This is a genomic window from Streptomyces exfoliatus, from assembly GCF_000725545.1.
GTDB classification, from domain to species: domain Bacteria; phylum Actinomycetota; class Actinomycetes; order Streptomycetales; family Streptomycetaceae; genus Streptomyces; species Streptomyces exfoliatus.
The window spans coordinates 408,342-432,428 of the sequence record NZ_JNZP01000015.1 but is presented as its reverse complement, the minus strand read 5'-3'; the positions used below and the strand labels follow the sequence as shown (position 1 = coordinate 432,428).

General features: G+C 73.6%; 26 protein-coding genes and 1 pseudogene. 20 read left to right on the top strand and 7 right to left on the bottom strand.

Annotated elements, in window-relative coordinates; all coding sequences use genetic code 11:
- Positions 1-2: 2 nt before the first annotated feature.
- The 10 genes and pseudogenes from IO20_RS0119810 (at position 3) to IO20_RS0119770 (ending at position 8,512) form a co-directional block, all read left to right on the top strand.
- Complete coding sequence (locus IO20_RS0119810) at positions 3-1,028, top strand: ParA family protein (protein ID WP_037631020.1); 1,026 nt, start codon at positions 3-5, stop codon at positions 1,026-1,028.
- The gene (locus IO20_RS0119805) at positions 1,013-1,519 is read left to right on the top strand and encodes a hypothetical protein (RefSeq protein ID WP_169749522.1); all 507 of its coding nucleotides are present in this window, start codon (positions 1,013-1,015) and stop codon (positions 1,517-1,519) included. Before IO20_RS0119810 ends, IO20_RS0119805 begins: the two co-directional genes overlap by 16 nt.
- Before the next feature lie 46 nt (positions 1,520-1,565).
- Positions 1,566-2,639, top strand: a complete 1,074-nt coding sequence (locus IO20_RS0119800) for a segregation and condensation protein A (RefSeq protein ID WP_078946042.1) — start codon at positions 1,566-1,568, stop codon at positions 2,637-2,639.
- 32 nt (positions 2,640-2,671) lie between these two features.
- Positions 2,672-3,241, top strand: coding sequence for an SMC-Scp complex subunit ScpB (gene scpB / locus IO20_RS0119795; protein WP_051874548.1), 570 nt, complete (start codon positions 2,672-2,674; stop codon positions 3,239-3,241).
- The gene (locus IO20_RS0119790; RefSeq protein ID WP_030551408.1) at positions 3,241-4,581 is read left to right on the top strand and encodes a pseudouridine synthase; all 1,341 of its coding nucleotides are present in this window, start codon (positions 3,241-3,243) and stop codon (positions 4,579-4,581) included. The genes scpB and IO20_RS0119790 overlap by 1 nt, the downstream gene beginning before the upstream one ends.
- Positions 4,582-4,789: 208 nt before the next feature.
- Positions 4,790-4,879, top strand: a pseudogene (locus tag IO20_RS42370) (nicotinamide riboside transporter PnuC); the annotation flags it as partial.
- 32 nt (positions 4,880-4,911) lie between these two features.
- Positions 4,912-5,976, top strand: a complete 1,065-nt coding sequence (locus IO20_RS0119785; RefSeq protein WP_030551409.1) for an AAA family ATPase — start codon at positions 4,912-4,914, stop codon at positions 5,974-5,976.
- A complete protein-coding gene (locus IO20_RS0119780) occupies positions 5,973-6,710 on the top strand; it encodes an NUDIX hydrolase (RefSeq protein WP_030551410.1) in 738 nt (245 codons plus the stop codon). Before IO20_RS0119785 ends, IO20_RS0119780 begins: the two co-directional genes overlap by 4 nt.
- Complete coding sequence (locus IO20_RS0119775; protein WP_030551411.1) at positions 6,707-7,738, top strand: ADP-ribosylglycohydrolase family protein; 1,032 nt, start codon at positions 6,707-6,709, stop codon at positions 7,736-7,738. Before IO20_RS0119780 ends, IO20_RS0119775 begins: the two co-directional genes overlap by 4 nt.
- 3 nt (positions 7,739-7,741) lie before the next feature.
- A complete protein-coding gene (locus tag IO20_RS0119770; RefSeq protein ID WP_030551412.1) occupies positions 7,742-8,512 on the top strand; it encodes a nucleotidyltransferase domain-containing protein in 771 nt (256 codons plus the stop codon).
- Positions 8,513-8,531: 19 nt separating this feature from the next.
- On the opposite strand, the gene IO20_RS0119765 is transcribed toward IO20_RS0119770, so the two are convergent.
- Together IO20_RS0119765 and IO20_RS0119760 are read right to left on the bottom strand one after the other, a co-directional pair.
- Positions 8,532-9,221 carry a nucleotidyltransferase domain-containing protein gene (locus IO20_RS0119765; RefSeq protein WP_030551413.1) on the bottom strand — a complete coding sequence of 230 codons (690 nt, stop codon included), beginning with the start codon at positions 9,219-9,221 and terminating at the stop codon, positions 8,532-8,534.
- 10 nt (positions 9,222-9,231) lie between these two features.
- Complete coding sequence (locus tag IO20_RS0119760; RefSeq protein WP_030551414.1) at positions 9,232-9,705, bottom strand: Rieske (2Fe-2S) protein; 474 nt, start codon at positions 9,703-9,705, stop codon at positions 9,232-9,234.
- A 99-nt stretch (positions 9,706-9,804) separates the two neighbouring features.
- Between IO20_RS0119760 and IO20_RS0119755 the strand changes: the two genes are divergently transcribed.
- The 6 genes from IO20_RS0119755 (at position 9,805) to der (ending at position 14,989) form a co-directional block, all read left to right on the top strand.
- A complete protein-coding gene (locus IO20_RS0119755) occupies positions 9,805-10,308 on the top strand; it encodes a YidB family protein (protein ID WP_397791159.1) in 504 nt (167 codons plus the stop codon).
- 108 nt (positions 10,309-10,416) lie between these two features.
- Positions 10,417-10,779: a chorismate mutase gene (gene aroH / locus IO20_RS0119750; RefSeq protein ID WP_030551418.1), complete on the top strand. Its 363-nt coding sequence runs from the start codon at positions 10,417-10,419 to the stop codon at positions 10,777-10,779.
- Positions 10,776-11,864 carry a prephenate dehydrogenase gene (locus IO20_RS0119745; protein WP_030551420.1) on the top strand — a complete coding sequence of 363 codons (1,089 nt, stop codon included), beginning with the start codon at positions 10,776-10,778 and terminating at the stop codon, positions 11,862-11,864. The genes aroH and IO20_RS0119745 overlap by 4 nt, the downstream gene beginning before the upstream one ends.
- A gap of 185 nt (positions 11,865-12,049) precedes the next feature.
- Positions 12,050-12,745 (top strand): (d)CMP kinase, encoded by a 696-nt coding sequence (gene cmk, locus IO20_RS0119740; RefSeq protein ID WP_037635808.1) that lies wholly within the window; start codon positions 12,050-12,052, stop codon positions 12,743-12,745.
- A gap of 137 nt (positions 12,746-12,882) precedes the next feature.
- Positions 12,883-13,470, top strand: a complete 588-nt coding sequence (locus IO20_RS0119735) for a lysophospholipid acyltransferase family protein (protein ID WP_051874550.1) — start codon at positions 12,883-12,885, stop codon at positions 13,468-13,470.
- 70 nt (positions 13,471-13,540) lie between these two features.
- On the top strand, positions 13,541-14,989 hold the full coding sequence (gene der, locus IO20_RS0119730; RefSeq protein ID WP_030551426.1) for a ribosome biogenesis GTPase Der: 1,449 nt from the start codon (positions 13,541-13,543) through the stop codon (positions 14,987-14,989).
- Positions 14,990-15,070: 81 nt separating this feature from the next.
- Here the strand turns inward: der and IO20_RS42365 are convergent, their stop codons facing one another.
- Together IO20_RS42365 and IO20_RS0119720 are read right to left on the bottom strand one after the other, a co-directional pair.
- Positions 15,071-15,337 carry a hypothetical protein gene (locus IO20_RS42365; protein WP_037635805.1) on the bottom strand — a complete coding sequence of 89 codons (267 nt, stop codon included), beginning with the start codon at positions 15,335-15,337 and terminating at the stop codon, positions 15,071-15,073.
- Positions 15,338-15,555: 218 nt separating this feature from the next.
- Positions 15,556-16,338, bottom strand: coding sequence for a hypothetical protein (locus IO20_RS0119720; protein WP_030551428.1), 783 nt, complete (start codon positions 16,336-16,338; stop codon positions 15,556-15,558).
- Between the two features lie 217 nt (positions 16,339-16,555).
- Between IO20_RS0119720 and IO20_RS0119715 the strand changes: the two genes are divergently transcribed.
- On the top strand, positions 16,556-17,200 hold the full coding sequence (locus IO20_RS0119715; protein WP_030551430.1) for a LysM peptidoglycan-binding domain-containing protein: 645 nt from the start codon (positions 16,556-16,558) through the stop codon (positions 17,198-17,200).
- 6 nt (positions 17,201-17,206) lie between these two features.
- On the opposite strand, the gene IO20_RS0119710 is transcribed toward IO20_RS0119715, so the two are convergent.
- The 3 genes from IO20_RS0119710 to IO20_RS0119700 are packed head-to-tail and all read right to left on the bottom strand — an operon-like array spanning position 17,207 to position 20,783.
- Positions 17,207-17,851, bottom strand: a complete 645-nt coding sequence (locus tag IO20_RS0119710; protein ID WP_030551432.1) for an ATP-binding cassette domain-containing protein — start codon at positions 17,849-17,851, stop codon at positions 17,207-17,209.
- Positions 17,848-20,367 carry an ABC transporter permease subunit gene (locus tag IO20_RS0119705; RefSeq protein WP_030551434.1) on the bottom strand — a complete coding sequence of 840 codons (2,520 nt, stop codon included), beginning with the start codon at positions 20,365-20,367 and terminating at the stop codon, positions 17,848-17,850. The genes IO20_RS0119710 and IO20_RS0119705 overlap by 4 nt, the downstream gene beginning before the upstream one ends.
- Complete coding sequence (locus IO20_RS0119700; RefSeq protein WP_030551436.1) at positions 20,367-20,783, bottom strand: hypothetical protein; 417 nt, start codon at positions 20,781-20,783, stop codon at positions 20,367-20,369. The genes IO20_RS0119705 and IO20_RS0119700 overlap by 1 nt, the downstream gene beginning before the upstream one ends.
- Positions 20,784-20,910: 127 nt before the next feature.
- Here IO20_RS0119700 and IO20_RS0119695 point away from each other — a divergent pair, with 127 nt between their 5' ends.
- From IO20_RS0119695 to IO20_RS0119685, 3 genes are all read left to right on the top strand, one after another.
- The gene (locus tag IO20_RS0119695; RefSeq protein WP_030551438.1) at positions 20,911-21,441 is read left to right on the top strand and encodes an MTB12 C-terminal domain-containing protein; all 531 of its coding nucleotides are present in this window, start codon (positions 20,911-20,913) and stop codon (positions 21,439-21,441) included.
- Positions 21,419-22,711 carry an ABC transporter substrate-binding protein gene (locus IO20_RS0119690; RefSeq protein WP_030551439.1) on the top strand — a complete coding sequence of 431 codons (1,293 nt, stop codon included), beginning with the start codon at positions 21,419-21,421 and terminating at the stop codon, positions 22,709-22,711. Before IO20_RS0119695 ends, IO20_RS0119690 begins: the two co-directional genes overlap by 23 nt.
- Before the next feature lie 67 nt (positions 22,712-22,778).
- Positions 22,779-24,053, top strand: coding sequence for a glycosyltransferase family 4 protein (locus IO20_RS0119685; RefSeq protein WP_030551441.1), 1,275 nt, complete (start codon positions 22,779-22,781; stop codon positions 24,051-24,053).
- Positions 24,054-24,087: the final 34 nt, after the last annotated feature.

Sequence of the window (24,087 nt, the reverse complement as noted above, 5' to 3'; positions counted from 1 at the left end):
CGATGAAGACGATGGACGGCCTACACGTGAACGCCACGGCCGGCAACGAGATGGGCCGAGAGTCCACCCACTTCGCCGCCTTTGACGAGGTGCCCGAGGGGCACTTCTACGACCCCGACGCCGAGTACGAGCCCGACCCGGAGTACGCGGCCACCCTCGCACCCGACGCTGCCCGCCAGCGCCGCGAGCGGATCGGCCCCACCGGACGGCCCCTTCCGTACTTCCCGATCCCGGGTCCACTGACCGACCACGGACCCGCGAAGATCATCGCGATGTGCAACCAGAAGGGCGGCGTCGGCAAGACCACGTCGACCATCAACCTGGGTGCCGCGCTCGCCGAGTACGGACGACGGGTGCTGCTCGTCGACTTCGACCCGCAGGGAGCCCTGTCGGTCGGCCTCGGCGTGAACCCGATGGAGCTCGACCTCACCGTCTACAACCTGCTCATGGAGCGGGGCATGTCGGCCGACGAGGTCCTCCTCAAGACCGCCGTGCCCAACATGGACCTGCTGCCGAGCAACATCGACCTCTCGGCCGCCGAAGTCCAGCTCGTCAGCGAGGTCGCGCGCGAGTCGACGCTCCAGCGCGCCCTGAAGCCGCTGATGAACGACTACGACTACATCGTGATCGACTGTCAGCCCTCGCTCGGCCTGCTGACCGTGAACGCCCTGACGGCGGCTCACAAGGTCATCGTGCCGCTGGAATGCGAGTTCTTCGCGCTGCGCGGAGTGGCCCTGCTGACCGAGACCATCGAGAAGGTCCAGGAGCGGCTCAACCCCGACCTGGAGCTCGACGGCATCCTCGCCACGATGTACGACTCGCGCACCGTGCACAGCCGTGAGGTCCTCGCGCGCGTCGTCGAGGCCTTCGACGACCACGTGTACCACACGGTGATCGGGCGGACCGTGCGCTTCCCGGAGACCACGGTCGCCGGCGAGCCCATCACCACGTACGCCTCCAACTCCGTGGGCGCCGCCGCCTACCGCCAGCTCGCCAGGGAGGTGCTCGCCCGGTGTCACGCCGAGTGAGTCTGCCCGGCGCCGACGAACTCTTCCGTACGACCGGGGGGATGGCGCTCCAGGCGTCCGCACCCCGCCGGGCCGTGCCGGCACCGGCGGGCGAGAGCACCCCGGCGGCGGCCGAGGGCTCCGGCTCCGCGGAGCACACGACGGCGGACTCGGACACGGCCGAGCCGCGAGCCCGGACGGCGGAGCCCGAAGGCGCCGCGGCCCAGTCCGCGCCCTCCGCACCGGTGCCCGCCCCGGCGGCGCGGCGGCGCGGCGGCCGCGCCCCGAACCGGCGGCCCAGCGGCCGCGAGCGCCACGACGAGAAGATCACGGTCTACGTCTCCGCCGAGGAGCTGATGGACCTGGAGCACGCCCGGCTCGTGCTGCGGGGCGAGCACGGCCTCGCCGTCGACCGGGGCCGGATCGTCCGGGAGGCCGTCGCGGTCGTCCTGGCGGACCTGGAGTCACGCGGCGACGCGAGCATCCTCGTCCGCCGTCTGCGCGGCCGCTGAAGGTAGCCTGCGGGCTGCCCGCGCTCTCCGTTCCCCCTGGACCTCCATGCACCACGCCTCCGACGAAACGTCCCGCCCGCCCCGCCGCCGCCTCCTGGGCCGCGGCCGGGGGGAGGCGGAGCCCATACGGGGCGAGCCGGGGCCCGCAAGGGGCGAGCCGGAGCCCGTACGAGGCGAGCCGGGGCCCGTACGGGGCGAGCCGGGGCCCGTACGGGGCGAGGAAGAGCTTCCACGGGCCGTGGAAGAGCCCGGAGAGGCCCTGGAGCCTCTGCCGGACGTCGGGCCGGTGGTCGCCGAGGACGGGGCCCCAGCGGCCCCCGAGAGCGGTGACGGGCGGTTCACCGTACGGCTCTCGAACTTCGAGGGGCCCTTCGACCTGCTCCTCCAGCTGATCACCAAGCACAAGCTCGACGTCACCGAGGTCGCCCTCTCCCGGGTCACCGACGAGTTCATGGCGCATCTGCGCGCCCTGGGCCCCGACGGCGACCTCGACCAGACCACCGAGTTCCTCGTCGTCGCCGCCACCCTGCTGGACCTCAAGACCGCCCGGCTGCTGCCCGCCGCCGAGGTGGAGGACGAGGCCGACCTCGCGCTCCTGGAGGCACGCGACCTGCTCTTCGCCCGGCTCCTGCAGTACCGGGCGTACAAACGCGTCGCGGCGATCTTCGAGGAGCGCTGGGAGGCCGAGGGCCGCCGCCACCCCCGTACCGTCGGACTCGAACCGCACCACGCCGAGCTGCTCCCCGAGGTCGTCATCTCCATCGGCGCCGAGGGCTTCGCCAGGCTGGCCGCCAAGGCCATGCAGCCGAAGGCGGAGCCGCAGGTGTACGTCGACCACATCCACGCCCCGCTCGTCAGCGTCCGCGAGCAGGCCGCCGTGGTCGTCGCGCTGCTGCGGGAGCGCGGCGCCGCGCTCTTCCGGGAGCTGATCGAGGACGTCGGCGACGACACCCTCACCGTCGTCGCCCGCTTCCTCGCCCTTCTGGAGCTCTACCGCGAGAAGGCCGTCGCCCTCGACCAGGAGACCGCCCTGGGTGACCTCACGGTCTCCTGGACCGGCGGGGAGTCGGACCCCGCCGGGTCCGTGACAGACGAATTCGACCAGGAGGACCCCGCGTGAGCGACCTCAAGCCCGCCCTCGAAGCCGTCCTCATGGTCGTCGACGAGCCCGCCACCGAGGCGCACCTCGCCAAGGTCCTGGACCGCGCCCCCCGCGAGGTGGCCGACGCCCTGCGCGAGCTGGCCGACGAGTACACCGCCCAGGGCCGCGGCTTCGAGCTGCGGCTCGTGGCCGGCGGCTGGCGCTACTACACGCGCCCCGAGCACGCCGAGGCCGTCGAGGCCTTCGTCCTGGAGGGGCAGCAGGCCCGGCTCACCCAGGCGGCACTGGAGACCCTGGCGGTCGTCGCGTACCGCCAGCCGGTCAGCCGTTCGAGGGTCTCGGCGGTCCGCGGGGTCAACTGCGACGGGGTGATGCGGACCCTCCTGCAGCGGGGTCTGGTGGAGGAGACGGGCGCGGAACCCGAAACAGGTGCGATCCTGTACAGGACGACGAACTACTTCCTGGAGCGGATGGGCCTGCGTGGCCTGGACGAGCTCCCCGAGCTGGCGCCCTTCCTCCCCGAGGCGGAGGCGGTCGAGCCGGACTCGCTGGAAGGGGTTCCCTCGTTCGATCCGGATGCACCGGGTCGTGAGGACGACGACGACAAGACGGAAGTTTGATGCGAAGCAGCAGCGGCAGGAACAGCAGCGGAAACAACGGCGGGAGCCGTGGTGGCAACAGCGGCGGCCGCGGCGGCAGCAGCGGTGGCGGCCGTGGTGGCAGCGGCTCCGGCGGCGGCGGTGGCTACCGCGGCTCCGGTGGCAGCGGCAGCGGCGGCGGTGGCGGCTACCGGGGCTCCGGTGGCGGCAGTGGCTCCGGTGGCGGTGGCTACCGGGGCGGCAGCGGCTCCGGTGGCAGCGGCGGCTCGGGTGGCGGTGGCTACCGCGGTGGCAGTGGCTCCGGCTCCGGTGGCGGTGGCGGTTACCGCGGTGCCGGTGGCGGCGGCCGTGACGACCAGCGCGCGGGCAACCCGCGCCGGCCTCGTCCCGAGGAGCGCTCCTACGACGTAGGCGGCCCCTCCGAGGCCCCGAAGAAGGGCCGCGGCGCCGCGGCCCGCGGCGGCGCCAAGGGCGGCCCCAAGGCCCCCCAGGGAGTGCCGCCCCGTCGCGGCCCGCACGGCCAGCGCCAGGCGCCGGCCCGTTCGCGCGAGCTCGAGGCCAAGATCGAGCAGCGCAACCGGGAGCGGTACGAGGGCCGGCCCGAGATCAAGACCCCGAAGACCTTCCCCGGCGCCGAGCAGGAGGGCGAGCGGCTGCAGAAGGTCCTCGCCCGCGCCGGCATGGGCTCGCGGCGTGCCTGTGAGGAGCTCATCGAGCAGGCCCGCGTCGAGGTCAACGGCGAGATCGTCCTGGAGCAGGGCAAGCGCGTCGACCCGGAGAAGGACGAGATCAAGGTGGACGGCCTGACCGTCGCCACCCAGTCGCACCTGTTCTTCGCGCTGAACAAGCCGGCCGGCGTCGTCTCCACCATGGAGGACCCCGACGGCCGTCAGTGCCTGGGCGACTACGTCAACAACCGTGAGACCAGGCTCTTCCACGTCGGCCGGCTCGACACGGAGACCGAGGGCATCATCCTCCTCACCAACCACGGTGAGCTGGCCCACCGCCTCACGCACCCGAAGTACGGCGTGAAGAAGACCTACCTGGCCGCCATCACGGGGCCGCTGCCCCGCGAGGTCGGCAAGCGGCTGAAGGACGGCATCCAGCTGGAGGACGGCTACGCCAAGGCCGACCACTTCCGCGTCGTCGAACAGACCGGCAAGAACTACCTCGTCGAGGTCACGCTGCACGAGGGCCGCAAGCACATCGTGCGCCGCATGCTGGCCGAGGCGGGCTTCCCGGTCGAGAAGCTGGTCCGGACGGCCTTCGGCCCGATCGCCCTGGGCGACCAGAAGTCGGGCTGGCTGCGCCGGCTCACCAACACCGAGGTCGGCATGCTGATGAAGGAAGTCAACATGTAAGGCCCTTCGGGCCCTGCCCGTAGACGGAGAAGCCCGTGACCGCCCGGCGGTCACGGGCTTCTCCGTGTTCCGGCCCGTGCCGTGTTCCGGCCGCGCCCCGCTCGGGCCGTGCCCCGTCCTTTCCGGCCTTGTGGCTGACGCCCGTCCTCCTTTATAGTCAAGGTGACTCTTAAAGGGTGGACCTGAGTCCCACCGTGTACGGCCGCTGACCTGGACCCACGGGGGTGGACCAGGCTCCGGCGTCCTCCCGGTGCGCCGCACCGCGCGCACCGAGGGGACGCGGTCGGTCACGGCCGGGACGGCGGTCTCGAGCGCGGGGGAGGTGACGGCATGAAGCGATACGGCCATGGCCTCGTCCCCGGCAGGTTCCTGCCGCCGCACGCCGGCCACCACCACCTCGTCCGCACCGCCGTCGCCCGCTGCGAGCGCCTCACCGTGCTCGTCCGCGCCTCCTCCGAGGACAGCCTCCCGCTGGAGGACCGGGTCGCCTGGATGCGCGAGATCCACCCCGACGCCCTCGTCGTCGGCACCGTCGACGACATCCCCGCCGACGGATGGGACGCGCGCATGGCCGTCCTCCGGGCCGCCGTGCCCGAACCCGTCGACGCCGTCTTCACCTCGGAGCCGTACGGCGAGGAGCTCGCCCGTCGCCTCGGCGCCGAGGCCGTCTCCTCGGACCCCGGGCACACCCGTTTTCCGGTCTCCGGCGCCGCCGTCCGCGCGGACCCGGCCGGCTGCTGGGAGTACCTGGAACCGCCGGTACGGGCCGCGCTCACCCGGCGGGTCGTCGTCCTCGGCGCCGAGTCCACCGGCACCACCACCATGGCCCGCGCCCTCGCCGACCACTACCGGCGCCGTGGCGGGGTCTGGGCCCGCACCCGGTGCGTACCGGAGTACGCCCGCGCGTACCGGGAGCTCAGGCTCGCCGAACTCCGCGCCGACCGCCCCGGCGCCACCTCGACCGACGTCACCTTCCACTCCTCCGACTTCCCCGTCATCGCCCAGCGCCAGGCCGAACTGGAGGAGGAGGCTGCCCGCGCCGGCTCGCCCGTGCTCTTCTGCGACACCGACGCCTTCGCCGCCACCATCTGGCACGAGCGGTACATGGGCACCACCAGCCCCGCCACCGGCGAGATCGCCGCCCGCGGCCGGCACCACCTCTGGCTGCTCACCGACCACCGGGGCGTCGCCTTCGAGGACGACAGGGTGGGCGACGGGGAGCGGCTGCGGCCCTGGATGACCGCCCGCTTCCTCACCCAGCTCGCCCACTCCGGCCGCCGTACGGCCGTCCTCAGCGGCCCCCACGAGGAGCGGCTCGCGGCGGCCGTCGCCGCCGTGGACGCCCTGCTCGCCGAGGACTTCCACCTCGCCGACCGCCTTCCGGCGGGCCGATGAGCGACCGCAGGGTGCCCGAGGGCTACGACCCGTACGCCTTCGAGCCGTTCGCCGTCACCGCCGACCTCGCCGTCCTCACCGTCCGCGAGGAGCGCCTCCAGGTGCTGCTCGTCGAGCGCGGGCAGGAGCCCTACGCCGGGTCCTGGGCGCTCCCCGGCGGATTCGTGCTGCCCCCCGAGTCCGCCGAGCAGGCCGCCCGCCGCGAACTCGCCGAGGAGACCGGACTCTCCGAGGCCACCGTCGCCGGACTCCACCTCGAACAGCTCCGCACCTACAGCGAACCGGACCGCGACCCGAGGATGCGGGTCGTCTCCGTCGCCTTCACCGCGCTCGTACCCGACCCTCCCGAGCCGCGCGGCGGCGGCGACGCGGCCCAGGCGCGGTGGATGCCGTACGACACCGTCCGCGGTCTCGCCTTCGACCACGACCGGATCCTCGCCGACGCCCACGAACGGGTCGGCGCCAAGCTGGAGTACAGCTGCCTCGCGACCGCCTTCTGCCCGCCCGAGTTCACCCTCGGCGAGTTGCGGCACGTCTACGAGACGGTCTGGGGCGTCGAACTCGACCGCCCCAACTTCCGGCGCAAGGTCCTCACCACGCCCGGCTTCGTCCAGGCCGTGGAAGGACCTCCGCGCCTCACCGGCGGACGGGGGAAACCGGCCGCTCTCTACCGGGCGGGCGGGGCCACCACCCTCCACCCGCCCCTGCTGCGACCGGAAGGACGCCCCGCATGAACCTCACACGCACCGCGACCAAGCAGGCCGCGACCGGCTCCCTGATCGGGCTGGCGCTCGGCGACGCGCTGGGCTTCCCGACCGAGTTCAACGACGTCCCGTCGATCCTCGCGAAGGTCGGCCCGTGGCGGGAGATGTCCCTGCCCGTCAGGAACGGCAAGGCGTACGTCACCGACGACACGCAGATGGCCCTCGCCTTCGCCCGGGGGATCCGCACCGCCATGGACAGGGGGGTGCTCGCGCCGCTGCGCCTCGCCAGGCCCGTACGCGACGAGTTCGTCGACTGGTACCACTCGCCGGAGAACAACCGCGCCCCCGGCAACACCTGCCTCCGCGCCTGCCGTCTGCTCGACGGCGACCTGCCCTGGCAGGACGCCAGCCAGATCGGCTCCAAGGGCTGCGGCGCCAACATGCGGGTCACCCCCATCGGGCTCGTCCCCGGCCTCAGCGAGGAGCAGCGGGCCGGTGCCGCGCAGCTCCAGGCGGCCCTGACCCACGGTCATCCGACCGCGCTCGCCGCGTCCGACCTGACCGCCCGCGCCGTGTACCTCCTCGCGCAGGGTGTCGACCCGGCAGGGCTGGTGGGACAGCTGCGCTCGTACGCGTACGAGAACCGTTCCCGCTACCACGAGCACTGGCTCGGCGACCTCTGGACGCGCTCCCAGGACCCCTCCGCCCTCTCCTTCATCCGGCGCGGCTGGGACGAGTGCCTGGCGATCCTGGAGCGCCTGGACGCCGTCCAGCGCACCGCCGACCCGGAGCTCGACCCCTGCACGTACACCGGCGACGGCTGGATCGCCGAAGAGGCGCTCGCGACCGGGCTGCTCTGCTTCCTGCTCTTCCCCGGCGAGCCCCTCACCGTGCTGCGCCGCGCCGCCTGCACCCGCGGCGACTCCGACTCGATCGCGGCCCTCGCGGGCGCCTTCGCCGGCGCGCACCTGGGTGCCGACGCCTGGCCGAAGGAGTGGGAGGAGCACATCGAGTACCGGAGCGACCTGCTGACCTTCGGCGCGCTCTGGGACGCTTGATCCATGACGCTCACCCTGGGGTCCGCGCTCGGCGCCGACCTGGCCGCCGTCGTGGCCGAACAGCCCGACCCCCTGCTCTTCGCGACCGTGTCCGGCGCGCACCTGTACGGATTCCCGTCTGACGACTCGGACGTGGACCTGCGCGGTGCGCACCTGCTCCCCGTGGACGCCCTCATAGGCCTGCGCGAACCCGAGGAGACCCGCAGCAGGATGTGGGACCGCGACGGTGTCGAGATGGACCTCGTCACCCACGACCTGCGGAAGTTCGCCCGGCTCATGCTGCGCCGCAACGGCTACGTCCTGGAGCAGCTCACCTCCCCGCTGGTCGCGCACACCACGGAGACCCACGCGGAGCTGGTCTCCCTGGTGCCCGAGCTGCTCACCCGCCACCACGCGCACCACTACCGGGGCTTCGCGGGGACGCAGTGGCGGCTCTTCGAGAGCAGCGGCGAGCTCAAGCCGTTGCTCTACACCTACCGGGCGCTGCTCACCGGCATCCACCTGATGCGTTCGGGCGAGGTGCAGGCCCATCTGCCGACCCTGGTCGGGGAGGTGGCCGAGGCGCCCGCGCGACTGCCCGACCTCGTCGCGGCGAAGGCGGCGGCGGAGCACGGGCCCGCGGAGGTGCCGGTCGAGGACGTACGGGCCGAGACGGAGGCCCTGCACGGGCTTCTGGAGGAGACCCAGGCGGCTTCGGTGCTTCCGGAGGCGGTGCGCGTCCACGACGCGCTGCACGACGTCGTCGTACGGGCCCGGCTGGGGTCTGTCTCGTGACGACAGACCCCAGGGCGATCTAGAGCTCGTCCAGGGCTGAGGACCGGCGGGCGCGGATCAGGAAGTCCTGTACGCGCGCGTGGTCGGGGGCGGCCGGGAGGGGGGTCGAGTCGTGGGCGCGGTCGGCCTCTTCCTGGAGGCGGTTCATCCAGGCCTCGACCTCCGGCCAGGAGACCTCGCCGCGCTTGACCGCCAGGAGACGGTCGCGCTCCTCGCCGACGTCGATGCGCAGCTCGCCGGAGCGCAGCAGGTCGCGGCAGCTGGTCAGGAGCCGCAGCAGGTGCATGGCGTGCTTCCAGCGCGGGTGGCCGTACTGACGGACGTCGGCGTCCAGCTTGCGCCGCTGGCCGCCCGCGTAGCGGACGAACGTCTGGTGGGCCCGCCGGGAGAGGAAGGCGCCGCGCAGCGAGAGGAGTTCGCGGCCGATGTCGTCGGCGTGCTCGACGACGGGGGAGTGGAGGCACTCCAGGACGTTGGGGTTGTTGCGCAGGGCCAGCTCGCAGAAGCGTTCCAGCTCCCAACTGAACTGCTCCTCCGCGGGCCCCTCCACATGCGCGGGAGGCTTCTCGAAGTGCCAGAACAGCGGCGTCGGGGCGAGGTAGACACCCCGGACGTCCGTGTCGCTGCCCTCGGTCGCCAGGCCGAAGGCGCGCGAGCCCATCACGCAGGAGTAGATCGTGTGCTCGCGCACCAGCTCGTCCGGAGTCATGCCCGGCAGGTTACGCGAGGGTGATCGTGTCCTCCGAGACGATGATCTGCTCGGCCGGGAGCGGCCGGGAAGCGGGTCCCGCCGCCACCGAGCCGTCGGCGACGCGGAACTTCGAGCCGTGACAGGGGCAGTTGATGGTGCCGTCCGCGACCTTGTTCACCGTGCAGCCCTGATGGGTGCAGATCGCCGAGAACGCCTTGAACTCCCCGGCCGTGGGCTGGGTGACGACCACCTTCTCCTTGGCGAAGACCGTGCCCCCGCCGACCGGGATCTCTGAGGTCGTGGCCAGCGGGGCGGCGCCCGCCGAAGGAGTGGCCTCGGCCGAGGGAGTGGCGCCCGCCGAAGAGGTGGCGGCCGGGGCGCTCGGCGTGGCCGGCGCGCTGGTGCTCGTACCGCCGTCACCCCCGTCGTCCGAGCCGCAGCCCGTCGTCAGGGCCGCTGCGGCGAACAGGACGGTACGGCGAGGGGTGGCACGTGAAGTCATGCCGCCAGCTTGGCCGCGCGACCCGCCGGGGGCCCGCAACACGCCTGGAGCCGGGACCCGGCTCCCCCGCACGGCGGTCCCGGCCGGTCCGTACGCCGAGTGGCGGAGCACCCCGGTTCGGGTGACATTGGGCCTGTTCCGAACCGGACGAAAGGCAGGACCATGGCGGGTAACGACCTCGGCAGTCTCCTCGGAAGCCTCCTCGGAGGCTCCGGCGGACAGGGCGGCAGCGGCGGCGCCGGCGGCATCCTCGGCTCCCTGATCGGCGCCCTCGCCGGGGGCGGGAGCGGGGGCGCGGGCGCCGGCGGCAACGGCTCGAACCCGCTCGGCGGACTGATCGACATGCTCACGAAGTCGGGCCTCGCCGACCAGGCGCAGTCCTGGGTCGGCACCGGCCGGAACCAGCCGGTCAGCGGTCCCGAGATCGCCCAGGCCCTTCCCGACGACGCCCTCCAGAAGGTCGCCGCGGACGCGGGCGTCAGCCCGCAGGAGGCGGCCGACCAGATCGCGCGGTCGCTGCCGCAGGCCGTCGACAAGCTGACGCCGAACGGCTCGGTGCCCCAGGGCTCCCTGGAGGACATCATCCGGCAGCAGCAGCTCTGAAGCCCGCCCCGCGCGCCCGCCCCCCGTCTCGGAGGGCGGGCGCCGGGGCGCGCCGCCCCTGCCGCTGACTAGGCTGAACGGAGCACTGACGCAGGTAAGGAGCACGACGTGGCGGTACGAGCGGTCCGAGGAGCCGTCCAGCTGGAGCGGGACGAGGCCGGACACATGCGCGAACAGGTCGAGGAACTGCTCACCGCCGTCCTCACGCGCAACGACCTCACCACCGAGGACCTCATCAGCATCTGGTTCACGGCCACGCCCGACCTGCACAGCGACTTCCCCGCCGCCGCGGCCCGGGGCATCGGCATCGTCGACGTACCGCTGATCTGCGCCCAGGAGCTCGACATCGAAGGCGCGATGCCGAGGGTCGTCCGGCTCCTCGCCCACGTCGAGACCGATCTGCCCAAGTCCCGGATCGCGCACGTCTACCTCGGCGCCGCGGCCGCCCTGCGCAAGGACATCGCCCAGTGAGAACAGCGCTCGTCATCGGAACCGGACTGATCGGCACCTCCGCCGCGATCGCCCTCGCGGGCCGGGGCGTCACCGTCCATCTGCGCGACCACGACCCGGCGCGGGCCCGCACGGCCGCCGCGCTCGGCGGAGGCACCGACGAAGCGCCCGAAGGGCCCGTCGACCTCGCGATCGTCGCCGTGCCGCCGGCACACGTGGCCGCCACCCTCGCCGAGGCCATGACCGCCGGGCTCGCCCGCGGCTACCTGGACGTCGCCAGCGTCAAGGGCGGCCCCAAGCGGGAGCTGGAGGCCCTCGGCCTCGACCTCACCTCGTACATCGGTACGCACCCCATGTCCGGCAAGGAGCGCTCCGGCCCGCTCGCGGCGACCGCCGACCTCTTCGAGGGCCGCCCCTGGGTCCTCACGCCCACCCGCGACACCGACACCGAGGTCCTCAACCTCGCCCTGGAGCTCGTCGCCCTGTGCCGGGCCGTCCCCGTCGTCATGGACGCCGACGCCCACGACCGGGCCGTCGCCCTCGTCTCCCACACCCCGCAGCTCGTGTCGTCGATGGTCGCCGCCCGCCTGGAGGAGGCCGACGAGTCCGCCGTACGCCTCTGCGGGCAGGGCATCCGCGACGTCACCCGGATCGCGGCCTCCGACCCGCGCATGTGGATCGAGATCCTCTCCGCCAACCCCGGCCCCGTCGCCGATGTCCTCTCCGGTGTCGCCGCCGACCTCGACGAGACCGTCCGCTCCCTGCGCTCGCTGCAGTCCGCCGACGAGGACAAGCGCAGGGACGGCGCCTCGGGCGTCGAGGACGTCCTGCGCCGCGGCAACGCCGGCCGCGCCCGCGTCCCCGGCAAGCACGGCGCCGCCCCCACGGTCTACGAGACCGTCGCGGTCCTCATCAGCGACCGGCCGGGCGAGCTGGCCCGGATCTTCGCCGACGCGGGCCGCGCGGGGGTCAACATCGAGGACGTCCGCATCGAGCACGCGACCGGCCAGCAGGCGGGTCTCGTCCAGCTGATGGTGGAGCCCACGGCGGCCCCGGTCCTCGGCAAGGCGCTGCAGGAGCGGGGCTGGGCGCTGCGCACCGGCTGACGGGAACGGCCGGCGCGGGTCCGCGGCCGCGGACCCGGCCGGCGTGGTCGGGGCGGGCCTCCGGGCCCGGTCCGACGGGGTCGGGGACCGGCTGGGCCGAACGGGTGCGTGGACTCGGTAACCTTGTGGAGGTCCCTTGCATCTCCGCCGGGTCCCGCCACTCACCCCAGGAAGGTGTTCCCACCGTGGAATCCGTGATCGTCGCCATCGACGGGCCCTCCGGCACGGGCAAGTCCAGCACCTCCAAGGCGGTCGCCGCCAAGCTGGGGCTGAGCTACCTCGACACCGGCGCCCAGTACCGGGCGATCACCTGGTGGATGATCAGCAACGGTGTCGACGTGAGTGACGCCGAAGCCGTGGCCAACGCCGCCGCCAAGCCGGTGATCGTCTCCGGTACGGACCCGGCCCGGCCGACCATCACCGTCGACGGCGCCGACGCCGCGGGCCCCATCCGCACCGAAGAGGTCACCTCCAAGGTCAGCGCCGTCAGCGCCGTCCCCGAGGTGCGGGCGCTCATCACCGAGCTCCAGCGGACCATCGCCAAGGGCGCCGAGCAGGGCATCGTCGTCGAGGGCCGGGACATCGGCACCACCGTCCTGCCCGACGCCGACCTGAAGATCTTCCTCACCGCCTCGCCCGAGGCCCGTGCCGCCCGCCGCTCCGGCGAGGTCAAGGGCGCCGACGTGCACGCGACGAAGGAAGCCCTGATCAAGCGGGACGCGGCCGACTCCAGCCGCAAGACCTCCCCGCTCGCGAAGGCCGACGACGCCGTCGAGGTCGACACCACCGACCTCACCCTGGACCAGGTCATCGAGTGCGTCGTCACCCTCGTCGACGAGCGGCGCAGCCGAGACGCAGCGCAGGCCGAGGGTCTCGAGTGAGGAACGAGCTCGGGGGACTCGGCCGTAGCGGAGTCGAGGCGGAGCGCGACCACAAGCACAGAGAAAAGGGCGGCAGTCAAGTGACCGTGCCCTCCGCGAAGGGCGCCGCCGTCGGCCGACGCATCGGCATCGGGCTCATGTACGGCTTCTGGAAGCCGCGCGTCCTCGGTGCCTGGCGGGTCCCGGCCGCCGGCCCCGTCATCCTCGCCGTCAACCACGCGCACAACATCGACGGCCCCATGGTCATGGGCACCGCACCCCGGCCCGTGCACTTCCTCGTCAAGAAGGAAGCCTTCGTCGGGCCCCTCGGGCCCTTCCTGGAGGGCATCGGGCAGGTCAAGGTGGACCGCGAGAGCACCGACCGGAACGCGATAGGCAACGCTTTGGGCGTCCTGCAGCAGGGCGGTGTCCTCGGGATCTTCCCCGAGGGCACCCGGGGCGAGGGCGACTTCGCCTCGCTGCGGGCCGGCCTCGCCTACTTCGCCGTCCGCAGCGGTGCCCCGATCGTTCCGGTGGCCGTTTTGGGAAGCACCGAGCGCCGGGGACGGTTGGTCAAGGCGGCGCCTCCGCTGAGGGGCCGCGTCGACGTCGTCTTCGGTGACGCCTTCGAGGCGGGGGACGGATCGGGCCGCCGCACCCGCAAGGCCCTCGACGAGGCCACCGTACGAATCCAGGGGAAGCTCACCGACCACCTGGAAAACGCCAGGCGCCTCACCGGGCGCTGAGCGAGACTTTGAGTAGTGGGCCCCGCGGCCCGGGGACCCACCGACCACGAATGATCAAGGAACGGACTTCATGAACGACCAGCACGACCACGGAGCACTTGGCGACGCCGAGTACGCGGAGTTCATGGAGCTCGCTTCGGAAGAGGGCTTCGACGTCGAGGAGGTCGAGGGCGCGATCGAGGAGGCCGGCCACGGCCCCCTCCCCGTCCTCGCCGTCGTCGGCCGCCCGAACGTCGGCAAGTCGACCCTGGTGAACCGCATCATCGGCCGCCGCGAGGCCGTCGTCGAGGACAAGCCGGGCGTCACCCGCGACCGCGTCACCTACGAGGCCGAATGGGCCGGGCGCCGCTTCAAGGTCGTCGACACCGGCGGCTGGGAGCAGGACGTCCTCGGCATCGACGCCTCCGTCGCCGCCCAGGCCGAGTACGCCATCGAGGCGGCCGACGCCTGCCTCTTCGTCGTGGACGCCACCGTCGGCGCCACCGACACCGACGAGGCCGTCGTCAAGCTGCTCCGCCGCGCGGGGAAGCCGGTCGTCCTCGCCGCGAACAAGGTCGACGGCCAGTCCGGCGAGGCCGACGCGGCCATGCTCTGGTCCCTCGGCCTCGGCGAGCCCTTCCCCGTCTCCTCGCTGCACGGCCGCGGCACCGGCGACCTCCTCGACGAGGTCCTGAGGAAGCTGCCCGAGGCTCCCGAGCAGCGCTTCGGCAACGCCGTCGGCGGCCCGCGCCGCATCGCCCTCATCGGCCGCCCGAACGTCGGCAAGTCCTCGCTCCTCAACAAGGTGGCGAACGAGGACCGCGTCGTCGTCAACGAGCTCGCGGGCACCACCCGTGACCCGGTCGACGAGCTGATCGAGCTCGGCGGCGTGACGTGGAAGTTCGTCGACACCGCCGGCATCCGCAAGAAGGTCCACCTCCAGGAGGGCGCGGACTACTACGCCTCCCTGCGGACGGCCGCCGCCGTCGAGAAGGCGGAGGTGGCCGTCATCCTCATCGACACCACCGACAACATCTCGGTCCAGGACCAGCGCATCATCACGATGGCGGTCGAGTCGGGCCGCGCCATCGTCATCGCCTACAACAAGTGGGACGAGCTCGACGAGGAGCGCCGCTACTACCTCGAGCGCGAGATCGAGACCGAGATGCAGCAGGTCGCCTGGGCGCCCCGGGTCAACGTCTCCGCGAAGACCGGCCGCCACATGGAGAAGCTGGTCCCGGCCATCGAGACCGCCCTCGCCGGCTGGGAGACCCGCGTCCCCACCGGCCGGCTCAACGCCTTCCTCGGCGAGATCGTCGCGGCCCACCCGCACCCGATCCGCGGCGGCAAGCAGCCCCGCATCCTCTTCGGCACGCAGGCGGGCACCAAGCCGCCCCGGTTCGTGCTCTTCGCCTCCGGCTTCCTGGAGGCCGGCTACCGCCGCTTCATCGAGCGCCGTCTCCGTGAGGAGTTCGGTTTCGAGGGCACCCCGATCCACATCTCGGTCCGGGTCCGCGAGAAGCGCGGCCGCAAGAAGTAACACCGCCTGCGAGGCGGGACACGGCTGAGGGCCGGGGCGATCATCGCCCCGGCCCTCAGCCGTATCCCCCGGTGGTGGTGCCTAGAGGCCCCTGCGAGGTCCTGGCGGCAGCGCCGCCTGCGCCTGCGGCTGCTGCGCCGTCCACGCCGGGGGATACGCCGCCGCGTACCGCTGCGCGTGTCCGTGGACGCCCGTGCTCACCGCCGTACCGAAGGCCCGGAAGATCAACCCCTCCTCGCCGCTGCGGTCACCCGGCAGCGTGCGGAACGACCTGCGGTACTCCGAGAACAGGGCGTCGTAGATCGGCGTGGCCGAAGGGCCCGCCGTGACGTCCTGCGCGGGGCGCATCGAAGGGATCTGACTCGGATACGGCTGGGGGAAGGGGTCGTATGCGTGCACGTAGGTGCCAACGACCCCGCCGCCCGTCGGATGCGGGCGGCTCTCCGAATGGGGTGCCCGCCGGGGGCGCGGCACGGTCGGAGCCCCCGAGGTGCCCCCGGGACCGGCCGGTCCCACGGGCACACCGGAAACCCGCGCCCACCCTATGCCCGGTCGGCCGTCGTCCATCAGGTACCGGCCAGCGGCATCGCGGCGGCGACCAGGCGCCCGTTCGCCGCGGCCTTCTCCAGCGCGTCGCGCAGCAGGTCCTCGCGCGGCTGCTGGCCGATCGAGCCCACCGGGGCGGCGAAGACCAGCACGGTGTGCGACTTGTTGGCCGCCGCGCGCCAGCCCTCGGTGACCTGGAGCGGCTGGTGCGCCTGCCACCAGGCGGCCTGACCGGCGCCGCCGGGGCCCGGCTGGAGGACGGAGTGCAGCTGGCCCATGGCGACCAGGACCGACCAGCCCGGCAGCGCCGCCGGCTTCTCGTTCAGGTCCATGACCTGCTGGAAGCCCTGGTCGGCCAGGAGCGGCAGGAACTCGTCGGTGAGGCCGTCCGAACCCGGGCGGGCCACGGGGGCGGTCGGCTCCACCACGAGCGCCGGGTGCAGCTCGCCCTCGATCAGGACGAGACCGCTCGTGACGCCGAGCACGGCCTGCTCGGGGTGGGCGGCGGTGAGCGCGGCGGCGGTGTCCGTGGCCGTGATGGAGGCGACGGCTCCCTGGAGCTGCTCCTCCGCGACCCGGACGACCTGCGACGGAATGCAGCTGGCGTGGGCGAACGCCAGGACCGCGGTCTCCTCGCCGACGAACAGCACCGTGCTGGTGCGCTCCTGGTCGGAGTCCCCCGGCGTGCGGCAGGAGGTGCAGTCGTAGCTGCCCGGGGCGTTGTCGCCGGCGAGCAGCCGGTCCGCTTCTTCGTCGCCGATCTCGGCGCGTACGTCCTCGCTGACGTCGAGCATGCGCGGCACGGGGGGCTCCCTGGACTCGGTACGGGGGGACGCCGGGCCGTTCCCGGTCGTCTCATGCCGAGTTCAACGGGTCAGGCTCGGCCGGGGTCACGCGCGGAAGCGAGGCAACTTGCCTCCGGCTCGTGCGCCGGGCGCCGTGACTCCGACCGGGTGGGGTGTTGACAGTGTTCCGCGCGGCACGGGCCGGGGGTGCCGGCGGGCTGCCTAGCCTGCCCCGATGTCGAAGATCCGATTTTGGACAACCGGTTCCCTCGTGGTGGCGTCCGCGGCCGCGCTGCTGACCCTGGCCCCGGCACCCGCCGTGGCCAAGGACGTGCCGACGGGTCCCCGAAGCACCTCCACCGTGCTCCGGGACGTACCCGCCGTGCTCCGGGACGCCTCCGACGGGCTTCGTGACGTCTCCGACGGGCTGCGGGCCGCCGCGGCCCTGCCCTCGTACCCCTGCGCGAAGGACCAGTGGCCGTGGGGCTGCGTCGCCGAGTGCGAGAGCAGCGGCCGTTGGCACGTCAACACCGGCAACGGCTTCTACGGGGGCCTCCAGTTCTGGCACCCGACCTGGGTCGAGCACGGCGGCCTCGCGTACGCCGGGCGGGCCGACCTGGCGACCCGGCCGCAGCAGATCACCGTCGCGGAGGAGGTGCTCCGCACCCAGGGCTGGGGGGCCTGGCCGGTCTGCTCCAAGCGGTACGGGCTGAGCGGGCGCGTCCACACCGTCCGGCCCGGCGACACGCTCAGCTCGGTCGCCCGCCGCTTCGCGATCAAGGGCGGCTGGCAGGCGCTGTACAAGGCGAACCGCGACCTGATCGGGGCCGATCCGAACCGGGTCGTCGTCGGGACCATGCTGCGGATCGACCCGCTCTGATCCGCGTCACATGAGCTCGGCCGGTTCCCCGCTGAACGCGAGGGAGCCGCGCCGCAGCTCGTGCACCAGCGAGCCGGACGGCAGCCCGTCCGGTACGCGCTGCTCCGCGAGCACCACCGCGGCCCCGCCCTCCACGGCGAGCGCCGCCAGGCGCCGGTAGGTCCGGGCCGCGACCGGTGGGGCCAGACCGAGCGACGGCTCGTCGACGAGGACCACGCGTGCGTGGGCCGCCAGGAGGGCGCGCGAGAGCGCCAGCATGCGGCGCTCCCCACCGGAGAGGGTTCCGGCGGTCCGGGACAGCAGGGGGACGAGTTCCGGATACGGGGGAGCGGCCCCGGGCACGGAGAGCGCGAGGTTCTCGGCGACCGTGAGGCCCGCGTACACCGCCTCCAGATCGGGTACGAAGCACAGCCCCCCGCGCGCCCGCTCGTGGGCCCGCAGCCGCGTCACGTCGGCGCCGCGCCACAGGACCCGGCCCGCGGAGAGGCGCACCGTGCCCGCGAGGGCGCGCAGGGCCGTGGTACGCCCCGAGCCGTTCCGGCCCAGGAGCACGGTGACCGTACCGGCCGGCACGGGCAGGTCCAGGCCGTGCAGGGCCTCCAGCGGGCCGTAGCGGACCCGTGCGCCGCGCAGGGCCATGGCGAGGGTCATGACAGGATCCGGCCGCCTTCCATGGTGTGCACCGTGTGGGCGATCCCGGCGACCAGGTCCAGGTCGTGCTCGACGACCAGGACCGTCAGGCCGTCGGCGGCCAGCGCGGCCAGGATCCGGGCGAGCGCGGCGGTCTCGGCGGTGTCGAGACCGGCGGCGGGCTCGTCGAGGAGCAGGGTGTGCGGCTGCCCGGCGAGCGCGCGCGCCAGTTCGACCCGGCGCAGGACCCCGGTGGGCAGGTCCGCCGCCGGCTCGTGCCGTAGGGGTCCGGCGAGCCCGAGCAGCCGGAGGCTCCGCTCGACGGCGGCGGGGTCTGTGCGGATCCTGCCCTGCTCCTGGCCCAGGCGGACGTTCTCCTCGACGGTGAGCGAGGGGAAGACGGCGAGCCGCTGGAACGTACGGGCGATGCCGAGCCGGGTGCGGGCGTGGGCGGAGCGGGAGGTGATGTCGGTGCCGTCGAGGGAGACCCGGCCGTGGTGGGGACGGAGGGTTCCGGCGAGGCAGTCGAACAGGGTGGACTTGCCCGCGCCGTTGGGACCGACGAGGGCGGTGACGTGGGAGGGGGCGAGGCGGAGGGTGACGTCGCTCAGGGCGCTGATCCCTCCGGGGTAGGTGACGGTGAGGTGGTGGGCGTGGAGCCGTGTGGGGGCCGGTGCGGCGCGGGTGGGGACCCCGGTACCACCTGTACTGCTCATCGACAGAGGCGCGGGTCTTCCCGTGGGGGGTGCCTCGCCGTCGGCGGCTTTCCGTGAGGGGACCTTCCGGGGGAGCAGATTCATCAGCGGCGGGATCCGGCCCGTCAGTGCCGCCAGGAGGCCCAGGAGGAGGGCTGCCGCGCCCGTGTGCGGGCCCGCGTCCAGGGTGACCAGGAGGGTCGCCGCCGCCAGCGGGGTCAGCAGGCTGTCGGCGCCCAGGACCAGGACCGCGGCGAACCACAGCAGACCCCGCACCGGGTCGTACGCCTCCGGCTCGAAGGCGCGCAGGCCCATGCCGAGGAGGCCGCCGCCGAGGGCCGCCAGGGCCGCGCCCAGGACGAACGCCAGGAGCTTCAGGCGGGGGACCGGGACGCCCGAGGCCTCCGCACCCGGCTCGTGGTCGCGCAGGGCGGCGAGCGCCCTGCCCGTACGGCCCCGGCGCAACGCCGCCACCAGGGCCAGGCAGCCCGCCAGGACGAGGAGTTCGAGGGCGTAGAAGGCGCGGTCGTCGGAGAAGCCCGCCGGGCGGCCGAGGGACAGGCCGGCCGTCGCGTACGGCTGGGTGAGGACGAAGCGGCTCACCGCCACCCCCGTCGCGAGGGTCACGAGCGCGAGCGCCAGGCCGTGCCTGCGGATGGCGGGCCGGCCCGTCAGCAGGCCCACCGCGGCCACCAGCGGCACCGCGAGCCCGAGCGCCACGAGGCCCGGCACCCCGCGGGACGTCAGGAGGGCCGTGAAGAGGGCGCCCAGACCCGCGTACGCCGCCTGCCCCAGGGCGATCTGGCCTCCCCGTCCCGCCACCACGACGAGGGACAGGAGGATCACCGCGAGCGCCGGGACCTGGACCGCCGTGTGCAGGTCCGAGCCGGCGAAGCCGAGCGGGAGGAGCAGCAGCACGCCCACGACGAGCCACACGCCCCCCGGAACCCGGCCGGAGCGCACCGGCGGCGGCAGCGCGTCCCGGCCCTTGCCGCCGATCCCCGGCAGGACGAGCGCCGCCACCAGGAGCGCCACCACGAACAGGTTCGCCCCGACGGCCTGGAGCAGCGGCCCCGCCCAGCCCTCCGGGTGCAGCCGGGTCAGCTGGGCCTGCGCCACGCCGATCGCGAGCGCCGCGGCCACCGCGACCGGCAGCGACCGCATCCGGGCGATGACCGCGACCGCGATCACTTCGACGACGAGCAGCGGCATCCCGTACGGGTCGAGCCTCACGTACGGGGCGAGCAGCACCCCGGTGAGCCCGGCCGTGAACGAGCCGAACGCCCAGCCGGCCGCCGCCACCCGGTCCGCGTCGATCCCGGACAGCACCGCGAGCGGCCGGTTGTCGATCACGGCCCGCAGCTCCCGGCCGAACCGCGTCCACCGGGTCACCGCGCCCACCAGACAGGCGAGCGCGACCACCGCCCCGAGCTGCGCCCAGGGGTCGTCGCCGAGGAGCACCGGAGCGTCGTCCCGTGCCCCCGGGCCCCACACGAGCACCGCCGCGCCCACGAGCAGGACGAAGACGCCGATCGAGGCCACCAGCGTCCGCGCCGGGTTCGCCCCGCGCCGCGCGAGGGGCCGGAACACCGCGCGGTCCAGGACGAGCCCGACGCCGGGGGCGACGACCAGGAGGGTGGCGAGGGCGCCCACGGGCAGCGGCCAGTGCCAGCCGACGACCAGCTGGCGCAGTACGTACGCGCAGATCATGGCCACCGCGCCGTGCGCCAGGTTCAGCACGCCGGTCGCCCGGTGGGTGACGACGAGGCCGATCCCGGTGAGCGCGGCCGCGCTGCCGACCGCGAGACCGGCGAGCGTCAGCTCGTACGTCAGGGAGGCCATCAGGACGGCCACGGTTCACACACCGGGCAGGGGGCCAGGGACGCGCCCCCCACCTCCACCGCCTCTGGCTTCCCCGCCACCAGCGGGCAGTCCGCCCGGTGGGCGAGCGTCCCGCCCGGGACCCGGAGCAGCGGGCGCTCGGCGGACGGGGGTGCCGGGGGAGTCCCGGGCTCCGGGCCGGCCGGCTCCGGGCGCCCCGGCTCCGGAGGGCGTACGGGAAGCGCGTACGCCGTCGCCACGAGCACCGCGCCCGCCACGATCAGCGCCGCTCCCGGCACCGTGCACGAGGCCAGATAGGGCAGCTGCCGCTCCGCGAACCGTTCGCCGGAGATCCCGTACCAGCCGAGCGCGCACAGCACCGCGCCTCCGGCGGCCGCCGCGAGGCCGGCCCACAGCAGGATGCGGGATGTCGGCACGGGGCCTCCCTCGGTCTCTTCCCTTCTTCCTTGCACTATGCCCCGGATATTGCGCTGTGCCCTGATCTGTCCCACCCTGGAAGCGTCCGGCCGTACGGCCCCTGAGGGACACCCGGTGGTGAGCCAGATGGTTTTCGAACGACCCGGCCGACGTCCCCGGCTCGCGGCACTCGTGGCCGCCGCCGTCCTGGTGCTCACGCCCGCCGTGGCGAGCTGCTCCGACGACGGCGAAGGGCGCTCCACGGACCTGGAGACATCGGCACCGCCCGGGATGACGACCGTGCCCCCCGACGCCGACGAGCCCGGCGACCCCGCCGCCGCGGAGGCGGAGATCACCGAGAACTGGACGGCGTTCTTCGACCCGAAGACCCCCGTCGACCAGAAGGTGCGGCTCCTGGAGGACGGGGAGGAGATGCGGGACGTCCTCGGGGCGTTCGCCGGTGACAAGAACGCGGCCATGACCTCGGCGAAGGTCACGGGCGTCGAGTTCACCTCCGACACCGAGGCGAACGTGACGTACGACCTGCTGGTCGGCGGAAACCCGGCCCTGCCCGACGCGCAGGGCACCTCGGTCCTCCAGGACGACACCTGGAAGGTCTCCGTGAGGACCCTGTGCGGCCTGGTCGAGATGAGCGGTGTCACCGTCCAGGGCTGCTGAGGCGGCAGCCGGGCTGCTCCTGGCCCTCGCGCTGTTCCTCCTCACGGCCTGCGGCAGCCGGCTCCCGGAGCGCGCCTTCGAGACGCGGCCCACCGTCCGCCCCTCCGGCGGTGAGCCGCTCCGCGTGGGGATCATCACCAGCGCCACGAGCCCGGTCGGCGGGCAGGCCCTCGTCGGGCCGCGCGACGGAGCCCTCGCCTACTTCGACGCGCTCAACGCCCGCGGCGGTCTCGACGGGCGCCGCATCGAGGTGGAGACCTGCGACGACGGGGGCAGCGGCGTCGGCAACAACACGTGCGTGCACCGGCTGATCGACGAACGCCGGGTCTTCGCCCTCGTCGCCACCACCGCCCTCGACTACGAGGGCGCGCCGCTCGTCGCCCGCGCCGGCGTTCCCGACATCGGTGGCCAGCCCCTCACCCCCGCGTACGACACCCATCCGCACCTCTACGGGATCTACGGCAGCTCCGCCCCACGTACCGGCGAGGAGCCCGGCTGGGACGGGACTTTGTACGGCGGGACCGAGGTCTACCGGTGGTTCGCCGAGGAGCGGGGCGCCAGGACCGCCGCCGTCGTCTCCTACAACCAGGCCGCGTCCGCCGCGTACGCCCGGCTCGTCACCCGGGGACTGCGCGCCGAGGGCTACCGGGTCGTCGAGGAGCAGGTGGACTTCGCCCTGCCCAACTTCCGCGCCGTGGCGGCCGACCTGCGGGCCCAGCACGTCGACGTCCTCTTCGACGCCATGGACACCCACGGCAACGTGCGCCTGTGCGAGGCGATGGAGACCCTCGGGGTCCGGGTCGACGCCAAGGTCACCCACGTGCAGAACTGGTCCTCGTCCGTCGCCCGCGACCACGCCCGCGCCCCCGGCTGCCGGGAGGCCCTGTGGGCGACCGGCGCCAGCCGCAACCACCAGGACACCGGACACCCGGCCGTCCGCGAGTTCCGCGCGGCGATGGGGGACCGGCCGCTGTCCCAGTGGCAGCTGGAGGGCTGGGCGGCGGCCATGTGGTTCACCGACGCGGCCCGCTCCTGCCTCGCCGGGGAAGGACTCACCCGGGCGTGCGTCGAGAAGTACATGAACCGCCCCGAGCCGTACACCGCACGGGGGCTGCTGCTGCCCGTCCGCTTCGAGCACCTGGACCGGCCGCCCGCGACCCGGAACACCTGCCTCTCCGTGGCCCGTTGGCAGGACGGCCGGGGCTGGGTGAGCCAGGGCGAGATGACGCGGAACTGCGCGACCGTGCCCCAGCTCGGCTACCGGCCGTGAACACCGGAGCCTCACCGGCAGTACAGTCGGGCGACCGATCAACTGACCGGGGGGAACCGGCAGCGCGATGCGTATCTCCTTTCTGCTCCACAACGGCTACCACTACGGCGGCACGATCCGGACGACGTTCACCCTCGCCGAGGAACTGGCGGAACGTCACGAGGTCGAGATCGTGTCGGTGTTCCGCCACCGGGACCGCCCGCTCCTCGGCCTGCCCTCGGGGGTGACCCTGCGCCACCTCGTCGACCTGCGCAAGGACAGCCCCGGGTACGACGGCGACCACCCCGACTTCCACCGCCCCGCCGAGGTCTTCCCGCGCGGCGACGGCCGCTGGAAGCAGTACAGCGCCCTCACCGACGCCCGGATCGGGGAGCACCTGCGCGGCGTCGAGGCCGACGTGCTCGTCGGCACCCGCCCCGGGCTCAACGTGCACCTCGCCCGGCAGGCCCGGCGGGGCCCGGTCCTCGTCGGCCAGGAGCACCTGATCCTCGACGGCCACAGCTACCGGCTGCGCCGGGACATCGGCCACGAGTACACCCTCCTCGACGCCGTCACCACGGTCACCGAAGCGGACGCCCGCGCCTACCGGAAGCTGGGACTGCCCGGCGTACGGATCGAGGCCGTGCCCAACAGCGTGCCCGCGCCTCCGGGACCGTCCGCCGACCCCGCGGCGAAGACCGTCGTCTCGGCGGGCCGGCTGACCGCGGTCAAGCGGTACGACCTGCTGATCGACGCCTTCGCCGAGGTGGCGGCCGACCACCCCGACTGGAAGCTGCGGATCTACGGCACCGGCGACGCCGTCCAGGACCTCAAGGCGCCGCTGACCCGCCAGATCAAGGACCGGGGCCTCGGCGAGCAGGTCTTCCTCATGGGCTCGGTGACCCCGCTCGAACCGGAGCTCGCCAAGGGCTCGATCGCGGCCGTGACCTCGCAGCGCGAGTCCTTCGGCATGACCATCGTCGAGGCGATGCGCTGCGGACTCCCCGTGGTCTCCACCGACTGCCCGCACGGGCCGCGCGAGATCATCGAGGACGGGGTCGACGGGTTCCTGGTGCCGGTCGACGACGTGGCCGCGTTCGCGCGGGCCCTGCGCCGGCTCGTCGAGGACGACGAACTGCGCGCCAAGACGGCACGGGCCGCGCTCGCCGCCGCCGAGCGCTTCGATCCGGCCAGGATCGCCGCCCGCCACGAGGCCCTCTGGACGGAGCTCGTCGAGCGGGGCGCGGGCCGGCGCACCCACCCCGAGGGCCGGGAGTCGTTCCACCGGCGGGTCGGCCGGGCCGTCGACGCGGTCTACACCCTGAAGGCGAAGGTGGGCCGGCTGGTCCGCCGCCTCCGCTGAACCTCCGGATCCCGTCCATCGAGGACAGAAGTCG